Below are 16,247 nucleotides of genomic sequence, written 5' to 3' on the forward strand. Positions count from 1 at the left end.
TGATGAAGATATCGCTAAGAAAGTGAATTCGGCGATCTTCCCCGGCATACAGGGCGGCCCGCTGATGCATGTGATCGCGGGCAAGGCTGTTGCATTCGGAGAAGCTCTGCGCCCCGAGTTCAAAAGCTACATCCAGCAGGTCATCACCAACGCGCAGGCGCTGTCGGACCAGCTGATCAAGGGTGGCCTCGACACGGTGACACACGGCACCGACACCCATGTTGTGCTGGTCGACCTGCGCCCCAAAGGCGTCAAAGGCAACGCGACCGAAAAGGCCCTGGGCCGCGCGCATATCACCTGCAACAAGAACGGCGTACCGTTTGACCCTGAGAAGCCGACCATCACCAGCGGTATCCGTCTGGGGTCCCCCGCTGGCACCACGCGCGGCTTCGGCGAGGTCGAATTCCGCCAGATCGCCGACTGGATCATCGAGGTTGTCGATGGTTTGGCCGCCCATGGGGAAGACGGCAACGCCGCGGTCGAGGCCAAAGTCAAAGCAGAAGTCGCAGACCTCTGCGCCAAATTCCCGATCTATCCAAACCTGTAAGACGAAGGACCCAAACCCATGAGCTTTCATTCCATTGACCAAGCCCCTGCCCGCCTGAACCGCAGCGAATTGGCCGTACCGGGCAGCCAGCCCGGCATGTTCGAAAAGGCCGCGCAGTCGGACGTGGATGTCATTTTCCTTGATCTCGAAGATGCCGTAGCACCTGACGAAAAAGAGCAGGCCCGCAAGAACATCATTGAGGCGCTGAACGATATCGACTGGGGTGCCAAGACAATGTCTGTGCGGATCAACGGGCTTGATACGCACTATATGTACCGCGATGTTGTGGACGTCGTCGAACAGGCTGGTAAACGCTTAGATCTGATCATGATCCCGAAGGTTGGGACCGCCGCTGATGTTTACGCTGTCGACATGTTGGTGACCCAGATCGAGGACGCCAAAGGATACAACAAGCGGATCGGGTTCGAGCACATCATCGAAACCGCTCTTGGTATGCAGAATGTCACCGAGATCGCTGCCGCATCCAAACGCAATGAAAGCCTACATTTTGGTGTTGCGGATTACGCGGCCTCAACCCGTGCGCGCACAACGATCATTGGTGGCGTGAACCCAGATTACTCCGTTCTGACGGACGCAGACGTCGATGGCGGTCGACTGACCCATTGGGGCGATATGTGGCACTACGCGCTGGCCCGCATGGTGGTTGCCGCCCGCGCAAATGGCCTTCGTCCCATTGACGGACCGTTTGGCGATTTTCAGGATCCGGACGGTTATCGCGCCGCAGCCAAACGCGCAGCAGTTCTGGGCTGCGAAGGAAAATGGGCCATTCACCCCAGCCAGATTGCGCTGGCGAACGAGGTCATGTCACCCTCGGATGCCGAAGTGAACAAGGCTCAGCGCATTCTTGTGGCTATGGCCGAGGCCGAAGCGTCCGGCAAAGGCGCGGTGTCTTTGGATGGTCGTCTGATTGACTATGCCTCGATCCGTCAGGCGGAAGTATTGGTCGAAAAGGCGGGTCAGATCGCTGCCGCATGAGCGCACTATGACCGGGCAATCCTCAACTGATCTGAGGGATAGCGCCGCAGCCATCTTTACTGCGGCGATCACCGCCGCGGATCCAGCGGCTTCGCTGCGCAGACGATTGCGGACAGCGCAGTTTCCCGCGCCTAACCCTTCATAAGGCTCGAGTGAACTAACGGAAACACGCCTGCGTTGATCCCACCCAGAATGATTCCGTAACACACCAACATGCGCAACGCACCGTTACCCTGAGCCGGATTCCGAAACATCGAAGTCGGGCTGCTGAGCAGGAACAGAATATCGATTGACTGGGAGCCAGACAGACCATCGCAAATCGATCAAACAACAGAAACCTAATCTTGATCTTTTTTCTGTCAGCATGATTATTTTACTATCAGGAATATTAGGTGCTATGATAGCCGGAATAGAACCGGGCATTGCAGCGCTGCTGCTTGCGCACCTGATTTGGACCAGTATAGCAAGGCATTGAAAGCGAGACATTGAAGAAACGCGAAGTAGAAATGACGGCAAATCTGACACAGGACCCACACTCTGTTCGAACAGGTGAACGTGAAAAAGTGCTCGAAGTTGCCATCGGCCGTGAGGTCCGTGCCTTTCGCAAACAGCAAAACATCACCGTCGCGGAACTTGCACAATTGACCGGCCTATCTATCGGTATGCTGTCAAAAATTGAGAACGGCAATACATCGCCCTCGTTGACCACTTTGCAATTGCTGGCAGACGCCTTGTCCGTACCTCTGACCAGTTTTTTCCGCCAATTCGAGGAACGGCGGGAAGCTGTGCACACCAAGGCTGGCGAAGGTGTGGAACTGGAACGTGAAGGAACGCGCGCCAATCACCAGTACAATTTGCTGGGGCATATTGGAGCCAACGGATCAGGTGTGATAGTCGAGCCCTATCTGATTACGCTGACGGAGCAATCTGACGTCTTCCCGACGTTCCAACACGGCGGGATTGAAACGATCTATATGCTGGAGGGCGCTGTCGATTATCGCCACGGTGACAAAATCTATCCGTTAAAGCCCGGCGATACGCTGTTCTTCGACGCGGATGCTCCGCACGGCCCTGAACGGCTGGTCAGCCTGCCGGCACGTTACATTTCGGTGATCAGCTATCCGCAGACAAACTGATCTGTTTGCGCAGCAAGAAATCTGTGGGTTTATCGTAACCCTCGTGGCTTCCGGTACTTACAATCGTAAATCCGAGCCGGGAAAAAGCGCGATGGTTCTCGGTAAGCTCGATGCGAGTTTCTAATTCAAGCTCAGTCAAACCAATAGCCGCCGCGCGGCGCTCCGCATGATCGATTAACGCTCGGCAAACGCCCTGCCCGCGCATCTGTTCCCGCACCGCCAGCTTTCCCAGGTAAAGGCAATCCGGCTTTGGTGTAAGGAAAATGCACCCAAAAAGCGGACGGCCAACAGCCCAGATCTCACCTCCAGTTTGGCAATGGGCCTTCATAGCTTCGACGGTAAGCCGATGAATCGAGGATGGCGGATCTATCCTGCCGTCCATGTATTGGAACGACGTGCGCAGCAGCGCGAGCACGTCGTAAAACGCTAAGGCATCATCCCCTAGCTGCCAAATCGTCTTGTCCTGATCAGCCACGACCCATCCCGACATCCACCTACTTTGACAAGGGCGGTTCCGTTTCCAGATCCGGCCATACACCCGGTGAGGTTGGAAGACCGTCGTCAAATTGGCTGAGGTAGTCCAGCATCATTGGACGGTTGTCGATAAACCCTTTGTAGGTGGCCAATTCAACCGGAAGATCGCGGATTACACGGTGCAGACGGCGACCCCATTTCGGTACAGTCATCAGATCCTGAAAACTGCACAGATAACAGCGGATCGGAAACACCAGCGCGTTTGACCGCGGCAACCGGAAGAAGGTTTGCAACTCAACCCGCAAATGCTGCTTGTGAGCGATGTTCTCAGGCGTCAACGTTGTCTTCTGAATACCCCATTTGTGATAGTTTTCCGGGCTGGTATCTAGCAACGGATTCACCGTCATCGTCCAGTTCAGACGCCGCGCCGGAGCCCCTTGCTGAATGTTCAGCAGGAATTTCAGCGCGCGCTTGAAAATTCCCATCTCATGGGCTTTCGGAACTGGCGCATGCCATTCGAAAAAGTTCATGCCGATGTCGAAATCCAGGCTCCAGTCTGCCTGGGTCGTTACCATCCCCGCGTCCATCCACAACATCTCATCCCGCTGATCAAGCACAGCGAAGTCGCCCTGCGCCTGACGCGTGATGTACTCCATCGGACCGTATGGCAGGGTGGTTTCGTCCATGAAGGTGAAACTGTGATCAATGCCTAGCGGCTTGTTGATCCAGCGCCACTGATTGCCGTTGCGGTGCAGCTCGAACAGGTCTGGATAATCCTCTGACTTGCTGACCATGATCAGCTCGAGTAGGTCCCAACCGGCCAAGGTCATATGCGGCAGTGACTGACAACGCAGTGGGTCCTGATCCAGAACAATGGCGCGATCTTTCATTTCCGAGACATAGTGCTCATCGACGTCAAACCGCATTTCATAGACCGAGCCCTCTGGCCCGCCCCGGTGCTGCTCCATGTTGACCGAATACATATAGCTGTCTTCGTGAAACGGGAAAGGAAAGCGTTTGATCGCCCATTCCGAGTTGTGGAACGTATAGTCGTCACGGAAGGACTCGTCGTTGAATTGAATGGTCATGTGGGCCTCCTCTCAGCGGTCCAGCACGAGGGACTGGCCCTCGAAACGCGATACGCAGGGCATGATCTTCTTGCCTGCGGCTTTTTCTTCGTCAGTCAGCCAATGATCGCGATGAACAAAGTTCCCGTCGTGATCCAGAACAACGGTTTCGCATTGACCACAGGCCCCGCCACGGCACAGATACGGCGCATCCACGCCTTCGCGTTCGATGGCTTCCAGCAGGCTTTCGTTCTCACCCACATGAATGACTTTGTCCGATGTTGCCAAGCGCACTTCGAACGGTTTGCCGGGCTGCGGTGCCAGAAACTCTTCGTAATGCACGCAATCCTCGGGCCAGCCTTCGGCGGCAGCAGTTCCGCGCACCCAATCGATCATGCCTTTGGGGCCGCAGACATAGACATGTGTGCCCAAAGGCTGCCCGCTCAGCAGATTTTTCAGATCGATCTGCTGATTTTGGTCGTCATAGTACAGATGTGTTTCGTTTGGATGCCGGTCTGTCAGTTGATCGGCATAAGATGCCAACGCATTGTTACGGCACGCATAATGCAGTTCCCAATGACCGTGCAGAAGTTCTAGCTGTTTGATCTGCGCCAGAAACGGGGTGATACCGATGCCACCTGCCAGAAACAGGTGCTTGCGGGCCCGCAGGTCAAGCGAGAACAGGTTGACCGGATAGCTGATGGTCATCTCATCGCCCAGTTTGACCTGACGGTGCATGAACAACGAGCCACCCCTGCCCTGATCATCGCGCCGGACCGAGATGGTATAGGACGACTGATCGAAAGGGTCGGACATGAGGGAATAGGGGTTAAGCCGCGTGATGCCGCCATCCTGCATCTCAACAACGGTATGTGCGCCGCCTGAAAAGGTGGGCAATTGCCCGCCATCAACGCGTTCGAACCGGAATCGCGTCACTAATTCGTTCAGCGGGGTGATTTCGGTCACTTTGACCTGAATTTTCTCGGCACCGCTCATTCGTAGATCCCCTTCGGCTCGGGCACGTTACCATGGTCCTCGGCATCAACGCGGACGCCTTGATAGGCGGCAAGGCGGCGGGAATAGTGGTCGCGCACAAACAGGTTGAGCCCACAGTGCGCGCAGACAAACGGGTCAACCTCGACATCTTCGGTGACGCCTTTGCAATGCACACATTGCATCCGGCGCGCGACCGAGCCGCGATGTTCGGTCTGAATCGCAGTATGCGGAAGACCGACGGCCATCACCTCGTTCATGGCCTGCCCCATCATCCCCTCGGTGCCGGTCAGATAGACCTGCAATCCCATATGCGCGTCCTCCAACACGCGGCGAATGCGGTGCAGCGCGGCTGTATAAGAGGGACCTTCGTAGAATTGCGCAGGGTTCAGCGCCTGCAGCTTTTCCGAGAAATCCGTGCCTTTTGGGATATAGATCAAATGGGTTTTAGCCATCAGATCGGGTGTCGCTATGTCAAGGATGGCTTCGGCCCCTTCGGCCTCGGCGATCATAAGATGATGTTCACCTGAGCGAACCTCTAGCGTACCCCAGACCGGGCGGCTTGCGATTGACTTGGGAAATTCGAACTTTGACATTGTGCCCTCAAACAGGAAAAGGGCGCCACGGTGTGTCCGTTGCGCCCCCTGAAACTCAGCCTTTTGCGGTTCTGATCGATTTGTCCTGATCGTAGAACGGCATCTCTTCCGCAGTCGCCGCTATTTCTGTCCCATCGCCGTTGCGCACTGTCAGTTTGGTTCCGGGCGAGGCACAGGCGACCGGCATCCGTGCGATACCCACATTGTGCCCATTGATTTCGGAATACATGCCAAAGGTGACAACACCGACCTTTTGACCGTTCTGCAGCAGATCAGCACCCTCATCCGCCGGGGTGGTGCCATCCAGTTTGACACCATAGATCTTGAACCGTTCTTTGCCTTGCGAGGCATAGTGGTTCTCGGCGCCGATAAATCCGGTCTTGCCCGGTGAAACTGTGAATTCCAGACCCAGTTCCCACAGAGTATCGCCGCAGGTTTCGCCATCGAACGGATAGGTTTCCGAGTTGTCCCCGGGATAAAACAGCAAGTAGCTTTCGGTGCGCAGCAAATCGAGCGTCGAGAACTGGACCGGAACAATGCCCATGTCCTTGCCTTCGGCAAGGATGTTGTCCCACAGATGCACAGCGTGCTTTGCCTGACAGAAAATCTCATACCCGCGCTCGCCGGTATAGCCGGTCCGCGAAATCATCACCGGGCAGCCATAGAGTTTGGTTTGCATAATGCCAAAATAGGCCAGATCCCGAATACCCGGAACGTGTTTGGCCAGGAAATCCACCGCTACCGGCCCCTGCAACGACATGTCGTGCATGTCATCGTCAAAAATGACAGAACAATTCTTACCGGCGGCCACCGATGTGAGCTGTTCCATCCCTGTCCCGGTGCCGTGCACGACAAGCCACGTGTTCACCGACAGGCGGTAGATAATGCAATCGTCGACAAATTTGCCTTCGGAATTCAGGATCGACGCGTAGGTCGACCGGCCCGGCATGATTTTTTCCACATTCCGCGTCGTGACACGGTCGATGACGTACGCCGCATCTTCGCCGACCACATGAACCTTCTTCAGACCTGACACATCCATCAGGCCCGCCTTGGTGCGGATCGCCTCGTAATCTGCTTTGGCGCGTTCCGGGCTGTGGTCATAGAACCACGCGGTTCCCATACCGTTCCAGTCTTCCAGCTCGCCGCCGATCTCGGCATGGCGCTGCGCAAGGGCGGACGTCCTCCAAAGAATGGCCATTGTTCAGCTCTCCCGTTGATTGCTTTTTGTTGGCCATATTGAGGCCGAAGTCGGATCGAAAATCAACACCTCTGTGCAGATTTTTTTCCTGTTGGGAATATTTGCCTGCAATTTTCGCACCCTGAGCGGGGTGTGCGATAGTTACATAAGTACTTATTTATCAACGCTATAGCCACTTGATCGGCGTCAAAAATCCTGCGCGAATTGCTGGCCCTAAAGAGGTTTGCCCCACATATCTATTGACAGGTCGTAAATGAAATTGTCCCCTGAGTGCATAATTATTCCCAGCAGGAAATTCTTCGCAGAAAGACCTCCTGCTGTAACAACAGGGAGACTACGAAGTGGATGGTAATCTAAATGCACTCACGACGGTCTTTACCGAGTTCTACTACTGGGTAACGGTCGTTTTCATGTTCCTCATCCATGTGGGCTTTTGCATGTACGAGGTCGGCGCCAGCCGGGCTCGTAACCATATGCACACATTGATGAAAAACATCATGATCATCCCGCTGGTGACGGTCACGTTCTTCTTCTTTGGATGGTGGATTTACTGGGCCTTTCCAAACTTTCCGTTCTGGGGCGGTTTGGATACCGAAGCGGGCGCTGCAAATCTGCCATGGGCCGACACCATGGCAACCAATCTTGGTGACAGAATCACCGGCGTCTTCTGGGCGGCGTTCCTGCTTTTCTCGTGGACTGCGGCCTCGATTGTATCTGGTTCTGTGATCGAGCGGATTAGATCTTCGGCCTTGTGGGTCCATGCAGTGATGATTGGTTCGGTCTGGTGGATCATCGATGCTGCGTGGGGTTGGCACTACGGCGGCTGGATGGTGCGCATACTTGGGTACCACGATGCTTATGCTTCCGGTGTTATTCACGCGATAGCAGGCGGTTACGCACTTGGTGTGATCATGGTTTTGGGCCCCCGCCTCGGCAAATTTGCCAAAGACGGTACGCCGCGGGATATTCCGCCGCATAACCCTTGGCTACTGACCATCGGGATATTCCTGATCTACACAGGTTTCTGGGGCTTCTATGCTGCATGTAATGTTCCGGCGATATCTCCGGAAGCAATTGACGGTCAGATAACGGGCGTCACGTGGACCGCGACCAACATCTATCTGGCTCCGACCACGCTGTCTGCGATTACCTTCAACTTCCTGATGTCTCTGTCTGGCGGGTTGATGGCAGCGTATGTCATTTCCAAAGGTGACGCGTTTTGGACGTTCTCGGGCGGACTGGCCGGTATTATCACTGCATCTGCGGGTAACGATCTATATCACCCGATCCAGGCAATGATCATTGCCGCGATCGGTGTCGTGATCGTGTACAAGCTGCACTATTGGGTCGAGCGTCGGTTCAAGTTGGATGATGCCGTTGGTGCCGTGGCCGTGCATGGCTATGCAGGGTTCGTTGGCCTGGTGATTTCCGGCTTTGTCCTGTGGGGCGTACCTTCTTCGCCATATGAAGGCTATGCAACGATCAACCCGGTCGGTCAGATCACCGGCGCGGTCATCATGTTCTTTGTCCTTGGCTTCTTACCAGGTTGGATCCTGGCGAAAATTCAAGCAGCCGCTGGTGTTCTGCGCATCCCGGAAGAAGTTGAACTTCAGGGTCTCGATTACGCTGAACACCATGCCTACGAAGACGCCAAAGCCGCGATTATTGCAGCCGACAAGGAAGAACTGGCTGCCCGTGGCGTAGCAGCTAAGTAAGGGAGAAAAATATGTCTACTAACGGATATACAAGTTGGGCCGTGGATTTGGCCGAAGTCGGACCAATCTATCCCTTCCAAGGTTACGAAGTCCTAATGGTCATCGTGGGCGTCGCATTCTGGATCGGTTGGCATCGCATCCAGTTCGTCCGGGAAGGTGAGCACCTTGAGAAGGCTCGTCATACCGGTGACGAAGAGAAGGTGAAGGCACAGCTGGAACGATACTAATCCACCTTTGAATACTGGTGATGGGCGTAAATCTGAGTTTGCGCCCATTGCCTATCAGGAAAATTATTTTCCTGTGATTATTGATACTCGCTGGATTTGTTGATACCCTCGAATCAGGACGAAACACACAAGGAGAATTGCCAGCTATGTGCGGAATTGTTGGATTATTCCTGAAAGACCGGTCGCTTGCGCCACAGTTGGGCAATATGCTGACAGACATGCTGGTCACCATGACTGATCGCGGCCCGGATAGTGCGGGAATCGCGATTTATGGTGATGAATCAAATGGCCACTCCAAGATGACGCTGCAATCGCCTAACCCCGGCGAAGATTTTGCCGGGTTGGCCGACGACTTGGGACGACGCTTGAATGTGACGGTCACACAGACTGACAACGACACGCACACCGTTCTGGACATTCCAGCAGGGCAGTTTGAAGCGGCACGAGCCGCGTTGGCGGAAATCCGGCCTTCAGTCCGGATCATGAGCCGGGGCGAAATGCTGGAGATCTACAAAGAGGTCGGCCTGCCCAAGGACGTGGCCGCGCGCTTTGACATCAGCAGCATGAGCGGCACACATGGCATTGGCCACACTCGCATGGCGACAGAGTCTGCCGTCACGACGATGGGTGCACACCCGTTCAACACTGGACCAGATCAGTGTCTGGTTCACAACGGCTCGTTGTCGAACCACAATTCGCTGCGCCGCAAGTTGCGCCGTGAAGGTGTGGTGATCCAAACCGAGAATGATACAGAGGTCGGAGCCGCCTATCTGACCTGGAAGATGATGAACGGGGCCAGTCTGGGCGAGGCGCTGGAAAGCAGCCTCGAAGACCTAGATGGGTTCTTTACCTTTGTGGTCGGCACCAAAGACGGGTTCGGCGTGGTCCGCGATCCGATCGCCTGTAAGCCTGCGGTGATGGCCGAAACCGATCAATATGTGGCCTTTGGCAGCGAATACCGGGCGCTGGTGAACCTGCCGGGTATCGACGAGGCCCGCATCTGGGAGCCGGAGCCAGCAACGGTTTACTTCTGGTCCCACAATGACAGTCCCACGACCAATGAAAAGGCCGCATGACATGCAAACCTATGATCTTGAAGCAGACGGCCTGCGTGGGTTGAACGCCACCCTGCAGTCGCAATCTACCGAGACAAACCAGACCAATTGGGAAGTCGTGAACCCCAAAGGCAGCCACGCCATTGCCGTTGGGCTGGATGCGCCCATCGAAGTGACGGTCAAGGGCTCAACAGGTTATTACTGCGCGGGAATGAACCAGCAGGCGACGGTCAAGGTCGAAGGCTCGGTTGGGCCCGGCGTGGCCGAGAACATGATGTCCGGTCAGGTCGTAATCGAGGGCGACGCCAGCCAATACGCCGGCGCCACGGGCCACGGCGGTTTGCTGGTGATCAAGGGCAATGCAAGTTCGCGCTGCGGGATCTCGATGAAGGGGATCGATATCGTGGTGCATGGCAATATCGGCCATATGTCGGCCTTTATGGCGCAGGCCGGTAATCTTGTGGTCTGCGGTGATGCAGGCGATGCACTGGGAGACTCGCTTTACGAGGCGCAGCTGTTCGTGCGCGGCTCGGTCAAAAGCCTGGGCGCCGATTGCATCGAGAAAGAGATGCGCCCCGAGCATCTGGATATCCTGAGGGACCTGCTGGACCGCGCGGGCGCGGATGCCAGCCCCGAAGAATTCAAACGCTACGGTTCCGCCCGTCAGCTTTATAACTTCGACGTCGACAACGCCGCTGCTTACTGAGGAAGAAGGGTATGAAAGACATGGACGATCAGATCCCCCGCACCCTGCCGATTCAGTCGGCGACCTTCACCAATCCGATCAATGCAGAGATCCGGCGCGCTGCGGCCACCGGTATCTATGATATTCGTGGTGGCGGAGCCAAACGCAAGGTGCCGCATTTCGATGATCTGTTGTTTCTGGGCGCCAGCATCAGTCGCTATCCTCTCGAAGGTTACCGCGAACGCTGCGACACCTCGGTGACGTTGGGCACGCGCTTTGCCAAAAAGCCGATTGAGCTGGACATTCCGATCACCATTGCGGGTATGAGTTTTGGGGCGCTGTCCGGCCCGGCAAAAGAGGCCTTGGGTCGAGGCGCTTCGGCAGCGGGCACGTCAACCACGACAGGCGACGGTGGCATGACGCCCGAGGAGCGCGGCCATTCCAACAAGCTGGTCTATCAGTATTTGCCTTCGCGCTACGGCATGAACCCAGATGATCTGCGCAAGGCCGACGCGATTGAGGTCGTTGTTGGTCAGGGCGCAAAACCCGGCGGTGGTGGCATGTTGCTGGGTCAAAAGATCAGCGACCGCGTCGCAGAAATGCGCACGCTCCCCAAGGGTATTGATCAGCGCTCGGCCTGTCGCCATCCCGACTGGACCGGGCCTGATGATCTTGAGATCAAGATCCTCGAACTGCGCGAGATTACCGGCTGGCAGGTGCCCATCTATGTCAAGGTTGGCGCGACCCGCCCCTATTATGACACCGCGCTGGCAGTAAAGGCCGGGGCCGATGTGGTGGTGATGGACGGCATGCAGGGCGGCACTGCCGCGACGCAAGACGTTTTCATCGAGCATGTTGGGCTGCCGACACTGTCCTGCATTCGTCCCGCCGTGCAGGCGCTGCAGGATTTGGGCGTGCATCGCGAGGTGCAACTTGTGATCTCGGGCGGCATTCGCACGGGGGCCGATGTGGCAAAGGCAATGGCCCTTGGCGCCGACGCGGTTGCCATTGGCACCGCGGCGCTGGTGGCGCTTGGCGACAATGATCCGAAATGGGAGTCCGAGTATCAAAAGCTGGGCACCACCACCGGGGCCTATGACGACTGGCACGAAGGCCAGGACCCCGCGGGTATCACCACGCAGGATCCCGATCTGGCCGCCCGTCTGAACCCGGTCGAGGCCGGACGCCGTCTGCGCAACTATCTCAAGGTGATGACGCTTGAGGCGCAGACCATCGCGCGGGCCTGTGGTCATAATCACCTCCACAACCTTGAACCCGAGGATTTGTGTGCCCTGACGATGGAGGCCGCCGCCATGGCGCGTGTCCCATTGGCCGGGACAAGTTGGTACCCGGGCAAGGAAGGGTTCTGAACTGATGCTGCGCGGCTCCCTGACGGGGGCCGCGTTTTTGCTTTGGAAATCGAAAATTCAACAGGGAAAGGAAAGCCATCGTGACGACAGATCTCGCAGCTTTCGCAAAAGAAAAAGACGTCAAGTATTTCATGATCTCGTTCACCGACCTGTTCGGTGGGCAGCGGGCCAAGCTTGTACCCGCGCAGGCGATTGCCGAGATGCAGGAAGACGGCGCAGGATTTGCCGGGTTTGCCACCTGGCTGGATATGACCCCCGCGCATCCTGACATGCTGGCGGTGCCGGACCCGTCATCAGTGATCCAGCTGCCATGGAAGCCCGAGGTCGCCTGGGTTGCAGGTAACTGCGTGATGGAAGGCAAGGATGTTGCCCAGGCCCCGCGCAATGTTCTGCGCCGCCTGATTGGCGAAGCCGCCGACATGGGAATGCATGTCAAAACCGGCATCGAGGCTGAATTCTTCCTGCTGACCCCAGATGGCGAGCAGATCAGCGATCCGTTCGATACGGCTGAGAAGCCCTGTTATGACCAGCAGGCGGTGATGCGCCGCTATGACGTGGTGCGCGAGATCTGCGATTACATGCTCGATCTCGGCTGGGGGCCGTACCAGAACGACCACGAGGACGCCAACGGCCAGTTCGAGATGAACTGGGAATTTGACGATGTTCTGCGCACCGCCGACAAGCATTCGTTCTTCAAGTTCATGACCAAATCTGTGGCCGAGAAGCACGGGTTCCGCGCCACCTTCATGCCCAAGCCTGTCGAAGGGCTGACCGGTAATGGCTGCCATGCTCATATCTCGGTCTGGGATGCACCCGGAGCGGACGCCAAAACCAACGTCTTCGCCGGCCAAGGCGACGGTCCGACCGGCGAGGTGGGACTCGGCGAACAGGGCAAGTATTTCCTGGGCGGGATCATGAAACATGCCAGCGCGCTGGCGGCGATCACCAACCCGACGGTGAACAGCTATAAGCGTATCAACGCACCGCGCACCATGTCGGGCGCGACCTGGGCCCCTAATACCGTGACCTGGACCGGCAACAACCGCACCCACATGGTCCGAGTGCCCGGCCCGGGCCGGTTCGAACTGCGCCTGGCCGACGGCGCCACCAACCCCTATCTGCTGCAGGCGGTCATCATCGCCGCTGGACTGTCCGGCATTCGCTCAAAAGCCGATCCGGGACGTCGCTGGGACATCGACATGTATGCCGAAGGCCACACCGTCACCGACGCCCCCAAACTACCGCTGAACATGCTCGACGGGTTGCGCGAATATGACAACGATACCGAGCTGAAAGCCATGATGGGTCAGGAATTCTCAAGCGCGTTTCTGAAGATGAAGCATCAGGAATGGAACTCGTTCGTCAGCCATTTCTCAAGATGGGAAAAGGACCACACGCTCGATATCTGAACAATTCAGGGGCTGCAGAGTACCTGCCGCCCCAACCCCTTCGATCAGACGGAGACCTGCACGTCGTGAACGTTCTGATTTTCCAACATTCGTCAGGCGAAAATCCCGGAGCGTTTCTGGAGCACATTTCATCATGCGGTGATACGGCCAAAGTCGTGCATCTGTATGATCGCCAACCAATCCCGCAACTCGACGATTTTGATTTGCTTCTGGTTCTGGGCGGCCCGATGGACGTCTGGGAAACCGAGGCACATCCGTGGCTCGTGCCCGAAAAACAAGCGATCAGGACGTGGATTCAAGACCTCAAGCGTCCGTACTTTGGGATATGTCTGGGTCACCAACTTCTGGTTGATGCGTTAGGAGGGAAATGTATACCTATGCAGAAGCCTGAGATCGGTGTGCTTTCCATCAATCTGACTGACAACGCGCGCAGTGATCCGCTGTTCGGGCCCCTGCCCCATCAAATCCGGGTGCTACAATGGCATGGCGTTGAGGCCATCGATCTACCGCCCAACTCATCGGTTTTGGCGCAATCTGAGGCTTGCGCTGTACAGGCTTTGCGGGTCTCAGATCGTGCCTGGGGCGTGCAGTTTCACCCCGAACTTGTTCAGGGCACGATCCAATCGTGGATGACTGATCCGGCAAATCATCAATGCGCTGTGGATTGGCTTGGATGCGTAGATGCGGTGCAGGAAATGGTCACTGACAGCGACACTATTGCCGAGGAACAATTCAAGGTCACGTCCAGCATCTATACCAGACTGCGACAGATCTGATCAGCCATGAACCTCAAGGTTCTTTCCGCTGTCGGCTTCGACTCTCCAGTCTGGGACATCGTTGACCAGCTTCAATGCTGCACGGCGTAGAGTTCTACGCATTTTGTCCACCACCGGACCGTCCATTCCGCAATCCGCCAACGCGGCGTCAAACGTATCCAGCCAAAGCTCGGCATCGGCCTCACGTATCGGTACATGCGCATGAATTTCCCTCAGGTCCATATGACCAAATCGCTCACGATAATACGCCCGACCGCCCAGAAATCCGCTCAGAAACTCAAATTGTGCCTGTCTTGTATGAGACAACCCGTGTCCGCGAAAATGCAACCTGTGCAATGAATGTACGGCCGGATCGGTCTCCATGCGGTCGTAGAACCGTTCGACCAGAGCCCGAAGCCGGTCTTCACCGCCGATTTGATCCAAAGCCGATGACAAACGTCTCTTCTCCGAATTGTAGCCGTCAATAAATATTGCATAACAGGAAAATAAGTTTATCACCAGTGACATGTTGGCGCGGTTGATAACGAAAGGTGGGCACGGAATGTCCGGACTTAGCCAGATACATGGGGCGACCGGATGAGCGCCCTTGTACTGGGTCTGCTGGCAGCATTGTGCTGGGGTTTTCACGATCTTGCCGTGCGATATGTCAGCCAGTCCGTGAGCATCATCGCGGCGTTGATGGCCGTGCTGATTGCCGGGGCCGTGCTTCAGTTCGGACTTGTGGCGATCTGGTCCGGGTTTGCCCCCATGCCCGTCGAGGCGGTGTCCTATGCGGTTGCGTCGGGTGGCTTTTACCTGCTGGCTGGCCTCAGCATGTATGCTGCATTTCAGCGCGGACCCGTACGTCTGGTCGCCCCGCTTGTCGCCAGCTATCCGGTATTGTCGGTCACCCTTGCAATATGGCGCGGTTCCGAGGTCAGCATATGGCATTGGCTGGCGATCATCGCCATTGGTCTCGGTGTGTCCATTGTCTCAGCACGATCCAATAATGACGGCGCAGAGTATCCTTCAGCCGGGCCTACAATTGCCTTTTCCATATTTGCTGCAATCGGATTTGCTGCGACATTCGCATTGGGACAATATGCAGCCGAACTGGGCAATGAGTTCACCGTTTCGCTGATCGGTCGACTAACCGCGATCCCTGCACTGGCTGTAATCGCCCTTGCATCCGGAAAGTCGCTTTGGCCAGGCGCGCGGGCCTTGCCTCTTTTGTGCCTGATGGGCACGCTCGACGCAGTGGCACTTCTGTGCGTGGTTTCCGCCGGAGGATTGCCAAACGCCCAATACGCATCCGTTGCCGCCTCGATCTTCGGATTGTTGACGGTCGTGTTAGCCTGGGCAATCTTGCAAGAGAGAATGTCTACATCTCAATGGCTTGGATGCATCATTGCATTTTCTGGGATTGGTTATCTCGCGATCTGAGCATCTTTTAGCCCCATGGCAATTCCATGGGCCTGATGCGCCGCAGTCGCGCTGTTCAGTACGCAATCGATTTCGCCCGGCCGGACCGGTCCGGGCAGATGCCACGCGCCTGGGCGAATGAGGTCTTTGTATCCCAGCAACTCACCGCGCAAACTTAGAATATCGATTTGAGCAGGCGCGGCAGGCAGCAACAAGACAGCGTAGACATCCACCGCCTCGTTCAATTGCTTGACCTGAGTTCGGCACTTATTCTGCGACATATCCTTGCCCCAGAATTGCTGATCTAACGCCATACCGATTTGTGCCGCGCGGGCAACCAACGCGCGGGCGCGCGCGGCATTCGACGCCGAATGACCAATGGACACGATCACCATACGCGCGGCACGGCCCGCAAAACGCCAATAGTGTTTCGCGTTGGTGCAGGCAGATAGGCTGCCGCCGGTTTGAGAGGCGGCAGAGAGGTTCACGCCGTGAGGCCTTCTGGTTCTGGCAGGCTGTTTGCGCGGCATGCGGCGGTGAGGGTGTTTGCGAGTAGGCAGGCGATGGTCATGGGGCCGACGCCTCCGGGGACGGGGGTG

At 56.5% G+C, this 16,247-nt stretch carries 17 protein-coding genes and 2 pseudogenes; 11 read left to right on the forward strand and 8 right to left on the reverse strand.

Going from position 1 to position 16,247, the window contains the following annotated elements:
• The 3 genes and pseudogenes from glyA to ABLN87_RS21050 form a co-directional block, all read left to right on the forward strand.
• Nucleotides 1-547: pseudogene (gene glyA, locus ABLN87_RS21040) on the forward strand (serine hydroxymethyltransferase); the annotation flags it as partial.
• 18 nt (nucleotides 548-565) lie between these two features.
• Nucleotides 566-1,543 carry an HpcH/HpaI aldolase/citrate lyase family protein gene (locus ABLN87_RS21045; protein ID WP_353013976.1) on the forward strand — a complete coding sequence of 326 codons (978 nt, stop codon included), beginning with the start codon at nucleotides 566-568 and terminating at the stop codon, nucleotides 1,541-1,543.
• Nucleotides 1,544-2,049: 506 nt separating this feature from the next.
• Nucleotides 2,050-2,679 carry a helix-turn-helix domain-containing protein gene (locus ABLN87_RS21050; protein ID WP_353013978.1) on the forward strand — a complete coding sequence of 210 codons (630 nt, stop codon included), beginning with the start codon at nucleotides 2,050-2,052 and terminating at the stop codon, nucleotides 2,677-2,679.
• Here the strand turns inward: ABLN87_RS21050 and ABLN87_RS21055 are convergent.
• Genes ABLN87_RS21055 through ABLN87_RS21075 form a run of 5 tightly spaced genes read right to left on the reverse strand, consistent with a single transcriptional unit; the run spans nucleotide 2,657 to nucleotide 7,010 of the window.
• The gene (locus tag ABLN87_RS21055) at nucleotides 2,657-3,154 is read right to left on the reverse strand and encodes a GNAT family N-acetyltransferase (protein ID WP_353013979.1); all 498 of its coding nucleotides are present in this window, start codon (nucleotides 3,152-3,154) and stop codon (nucleotides 2,657-2,659) included. The genes ABLN87_RS21050 and ABLN87_RS21055 overlap by 23 nt on opposite strands.
• Nucleotides 3,155-3,173: 19 nt before the next feature.
• Nucleotides 3,174-4,241, reverse strand: a complete 1,068-nt coding sequence (locus ABLN87_RS21060) for a heme-dependent oxidative N-demethylase family protein (protein ID WP_353013980.1) — start codon at nucleotides 4,239-4,241, stop codon at nucleotides 3,174-3,176.
• A 12-nt stretch (nucleotides 4,242-4,253) separates the two neighbouring features.
• A complete protein-coding gene (locus ABLN87_RS21065; protein WP_353013981.1) occupies nucleotides 4,254-5,216 on the reverse strand; it encodes a PDR/VanB family oxidoreductase in 963 nt (320 codons plus the stop codon).
• Nucleotides 5,213-5,809: a dimethylamine monooxygenase subunit DmmA family protein gene (locus ABLN87_RS21070; protein ID WP_353013983.1), complete on the reverse strand. Its 597-nt coding sequence runs from the start codon at nucleotides 5,807-5,809 to the stop codon at nucleotides 5,213-5,215. The genes ABLN87_RS21065 and ABLN87_RS21070 overlap by 4 nt, the downstream gene beginning before the upstream one ends.
• Nucleotides 5,810-5,864: 55 nt before the next feature.
• The gene (locus tag ABLN87_RS21075) at nucleotides 5,865-7,010 is read right to left on the reverse strand and encodes an aminomethyltransferase family protein (protein ID WP_353013985.1); all 1,146 of its coding nucleotides are present in this window, start codon (nucleotides 7,008-7,010) and stop codon (nucleotides 5,865-5,867) included.
• Between the two features lie 341 nt (nucleotides 7,011-7,351).
• Here ABLN87_RS21075 and ABLN87_RS21080 point away from each other — a divergent pair, with 341 nt between their 5' ends.
• The 7 genes from ABLN87_RS21080 to ABLN87_RS21110 all read left to right on the forward strand — a co-directional run bounded on the left by ABLN87_RS21080 (nucleotide 7,352) and on the right by ABLN87_RS21110 (nucleotide 14,247).
• On the forward strand, nucleotides 7,352-8,725 hold the full coding sequence (locus ABLN87_RS21080; RefSeq protein WP_353013987.1) for an ammonium transporter: 1,374 nt from the start codon (nucleotides 7,352-7,354) through the stop codon (nucleotides 8,723-8,725).
• Nucleotides 8,726-8,736: 11 nt separating this feature from the next.
• Nucleotides 8,737-8,952 (forward strand): hypothetical protein, encoded by a 216-nt coding sequence (locus ABLN87_RS21085; protein WP_353013989.1) that lies wholly within the window; start codon nucleotides 8,737-8,739, stop codon nucleotides 8,950-8,952.
• Nucleotides 8,953-9,098: 146 nt separating this feature from the next.
• Nucleotides 9,099-10,028 (forward strand): class II glutamine amidotransferase, encoded by a 930-nt coding sequence (locus ABLN87_RS21090; protein WP_353013990.1) that lies wholly within the window; start codon nucleotides 9,099-9,101, stop codon nucleotides 10,026-10,028.
• A gap of 1 nt (nucleotide 10,029) precedes the next feature.
• Entirely contained in the window at nucleotides 10,030-10,713 is a 684-nt protein-coding gene (locus ABLN87_RS21095; RefSeq protein WP_353013991.1) for a protein GlxC, read from the forward strand.
• A gap of 20 nt (nucleotides 10,714-10,733) precedes the next feature.
• Nucleotides 10,734-12,062 (forward strand): FMN-binding glutamate synthase family protein, encoded by a 1,329-nt coding sequence (locus ABLN87_RS21100; RefSeq protein WP_353014002.1) that lies wholly within the window; start codon nucleotides 10,734-10,736, stop codon nucleotides 12,060-12,062.
• Between the two features lie 80 nt (nucleotides 12,063-12,142).
• Nucleotides 12,143-13,471, forward strand: coding sequence for a type III glutamate--ammonia ligase (gene glnT / locus ABLN87_RS21105; protein ID WP_353013993.1), 1,329 nt, complete (start codon nucleotides 12,143-12,145; stop codon nucleotides 13,469-13,471).
• Nucleotides 13,472-13,536: 65 nt separating this feature from the next.
• The gene (locus tag ABLN87_RS21110) at nucleotides 13,537-14,247 is read left to right on the forward strand and encodes a type 1 glutamine amidotransferase (protein ID WP_353013995.1); all 711 of its coding nucleotides are present in this window, start codon (nucleotides 13,537-13,539) and stop codon (nucleotides 14,245-14,247) included.
• On the opposite strand, the gene ABLN87_RS21115 is transcribed toward ABLN87_RS21110, so the two are convergent.
• Nucleotides 14,248-14,682 (reverse strand): group II truncated hemoglobin, encoded by a 435-nt coding sequence (locus ABLN87_RS21115; RefSeq protein WP_353013997.1) that lies wholly within the window; start codon nucleotides 14,680-14,682, stop codon nucleotides 14,248-14,250. It abuts the gene before it with no gap.
• Nucleotides 14,683-14,823: 141 nt separating this feature from the next.
• Between ABLN87_RS21115 and ABLN87_RS21120 the strand changes: the two genes are divergently transcribed.
• Complete coding sequence (locus tag ABLN87_RS21120; RefSeq protein WP_353013999.1) at nucleotides 14,824-15,669, forward strand: DMT family transporter; 846 nt, start codon at nucleotides 14,824-14,826, stop codon at nucleotides 15,667-15,669.
• Here ABLN87_RS21120 and ABLN87_RS21125 read toward each other — a convergent pair.
• On the reverse strand, nucleotides 15,654-16,136 hold the full coding sequence (locus ABLN87_RS21125) for a hypothetical protein (RefSeq protein ID WP_353014001.1): 483 nt from the start codon (nucleotides 16,134-16,136) through the stop codon (nucleotides 15,654-15,656). The genes ABLN87_RS21120 and ABLN87_RS21125 overlap by 16 nt on opposite strands.
• Nucleotides 16,133-16,247: pseudogene (locus tag ABLN87_RS21130) on the reverse strand (bifunctional methylenetetrahydrofolate dehydrogenase/methenyltetrahydrofolate cyclohydrolase); the annotation flags it as partial. The pseudogene ABLN87_RS21130 and the gene ABLN87_RS21125, both read right to left, overlap by 4 nt.

Origin of the sequence: Ruegeria sp. SCP10, from assembly GCF_040329495.1 — a bacterium.
Taxonomy (GTDB): Bacteria; Pseudomonadota; Alphaproteobacteria; order Rhodobacterales; family Rhodobacteraceae; genus Ruegeria.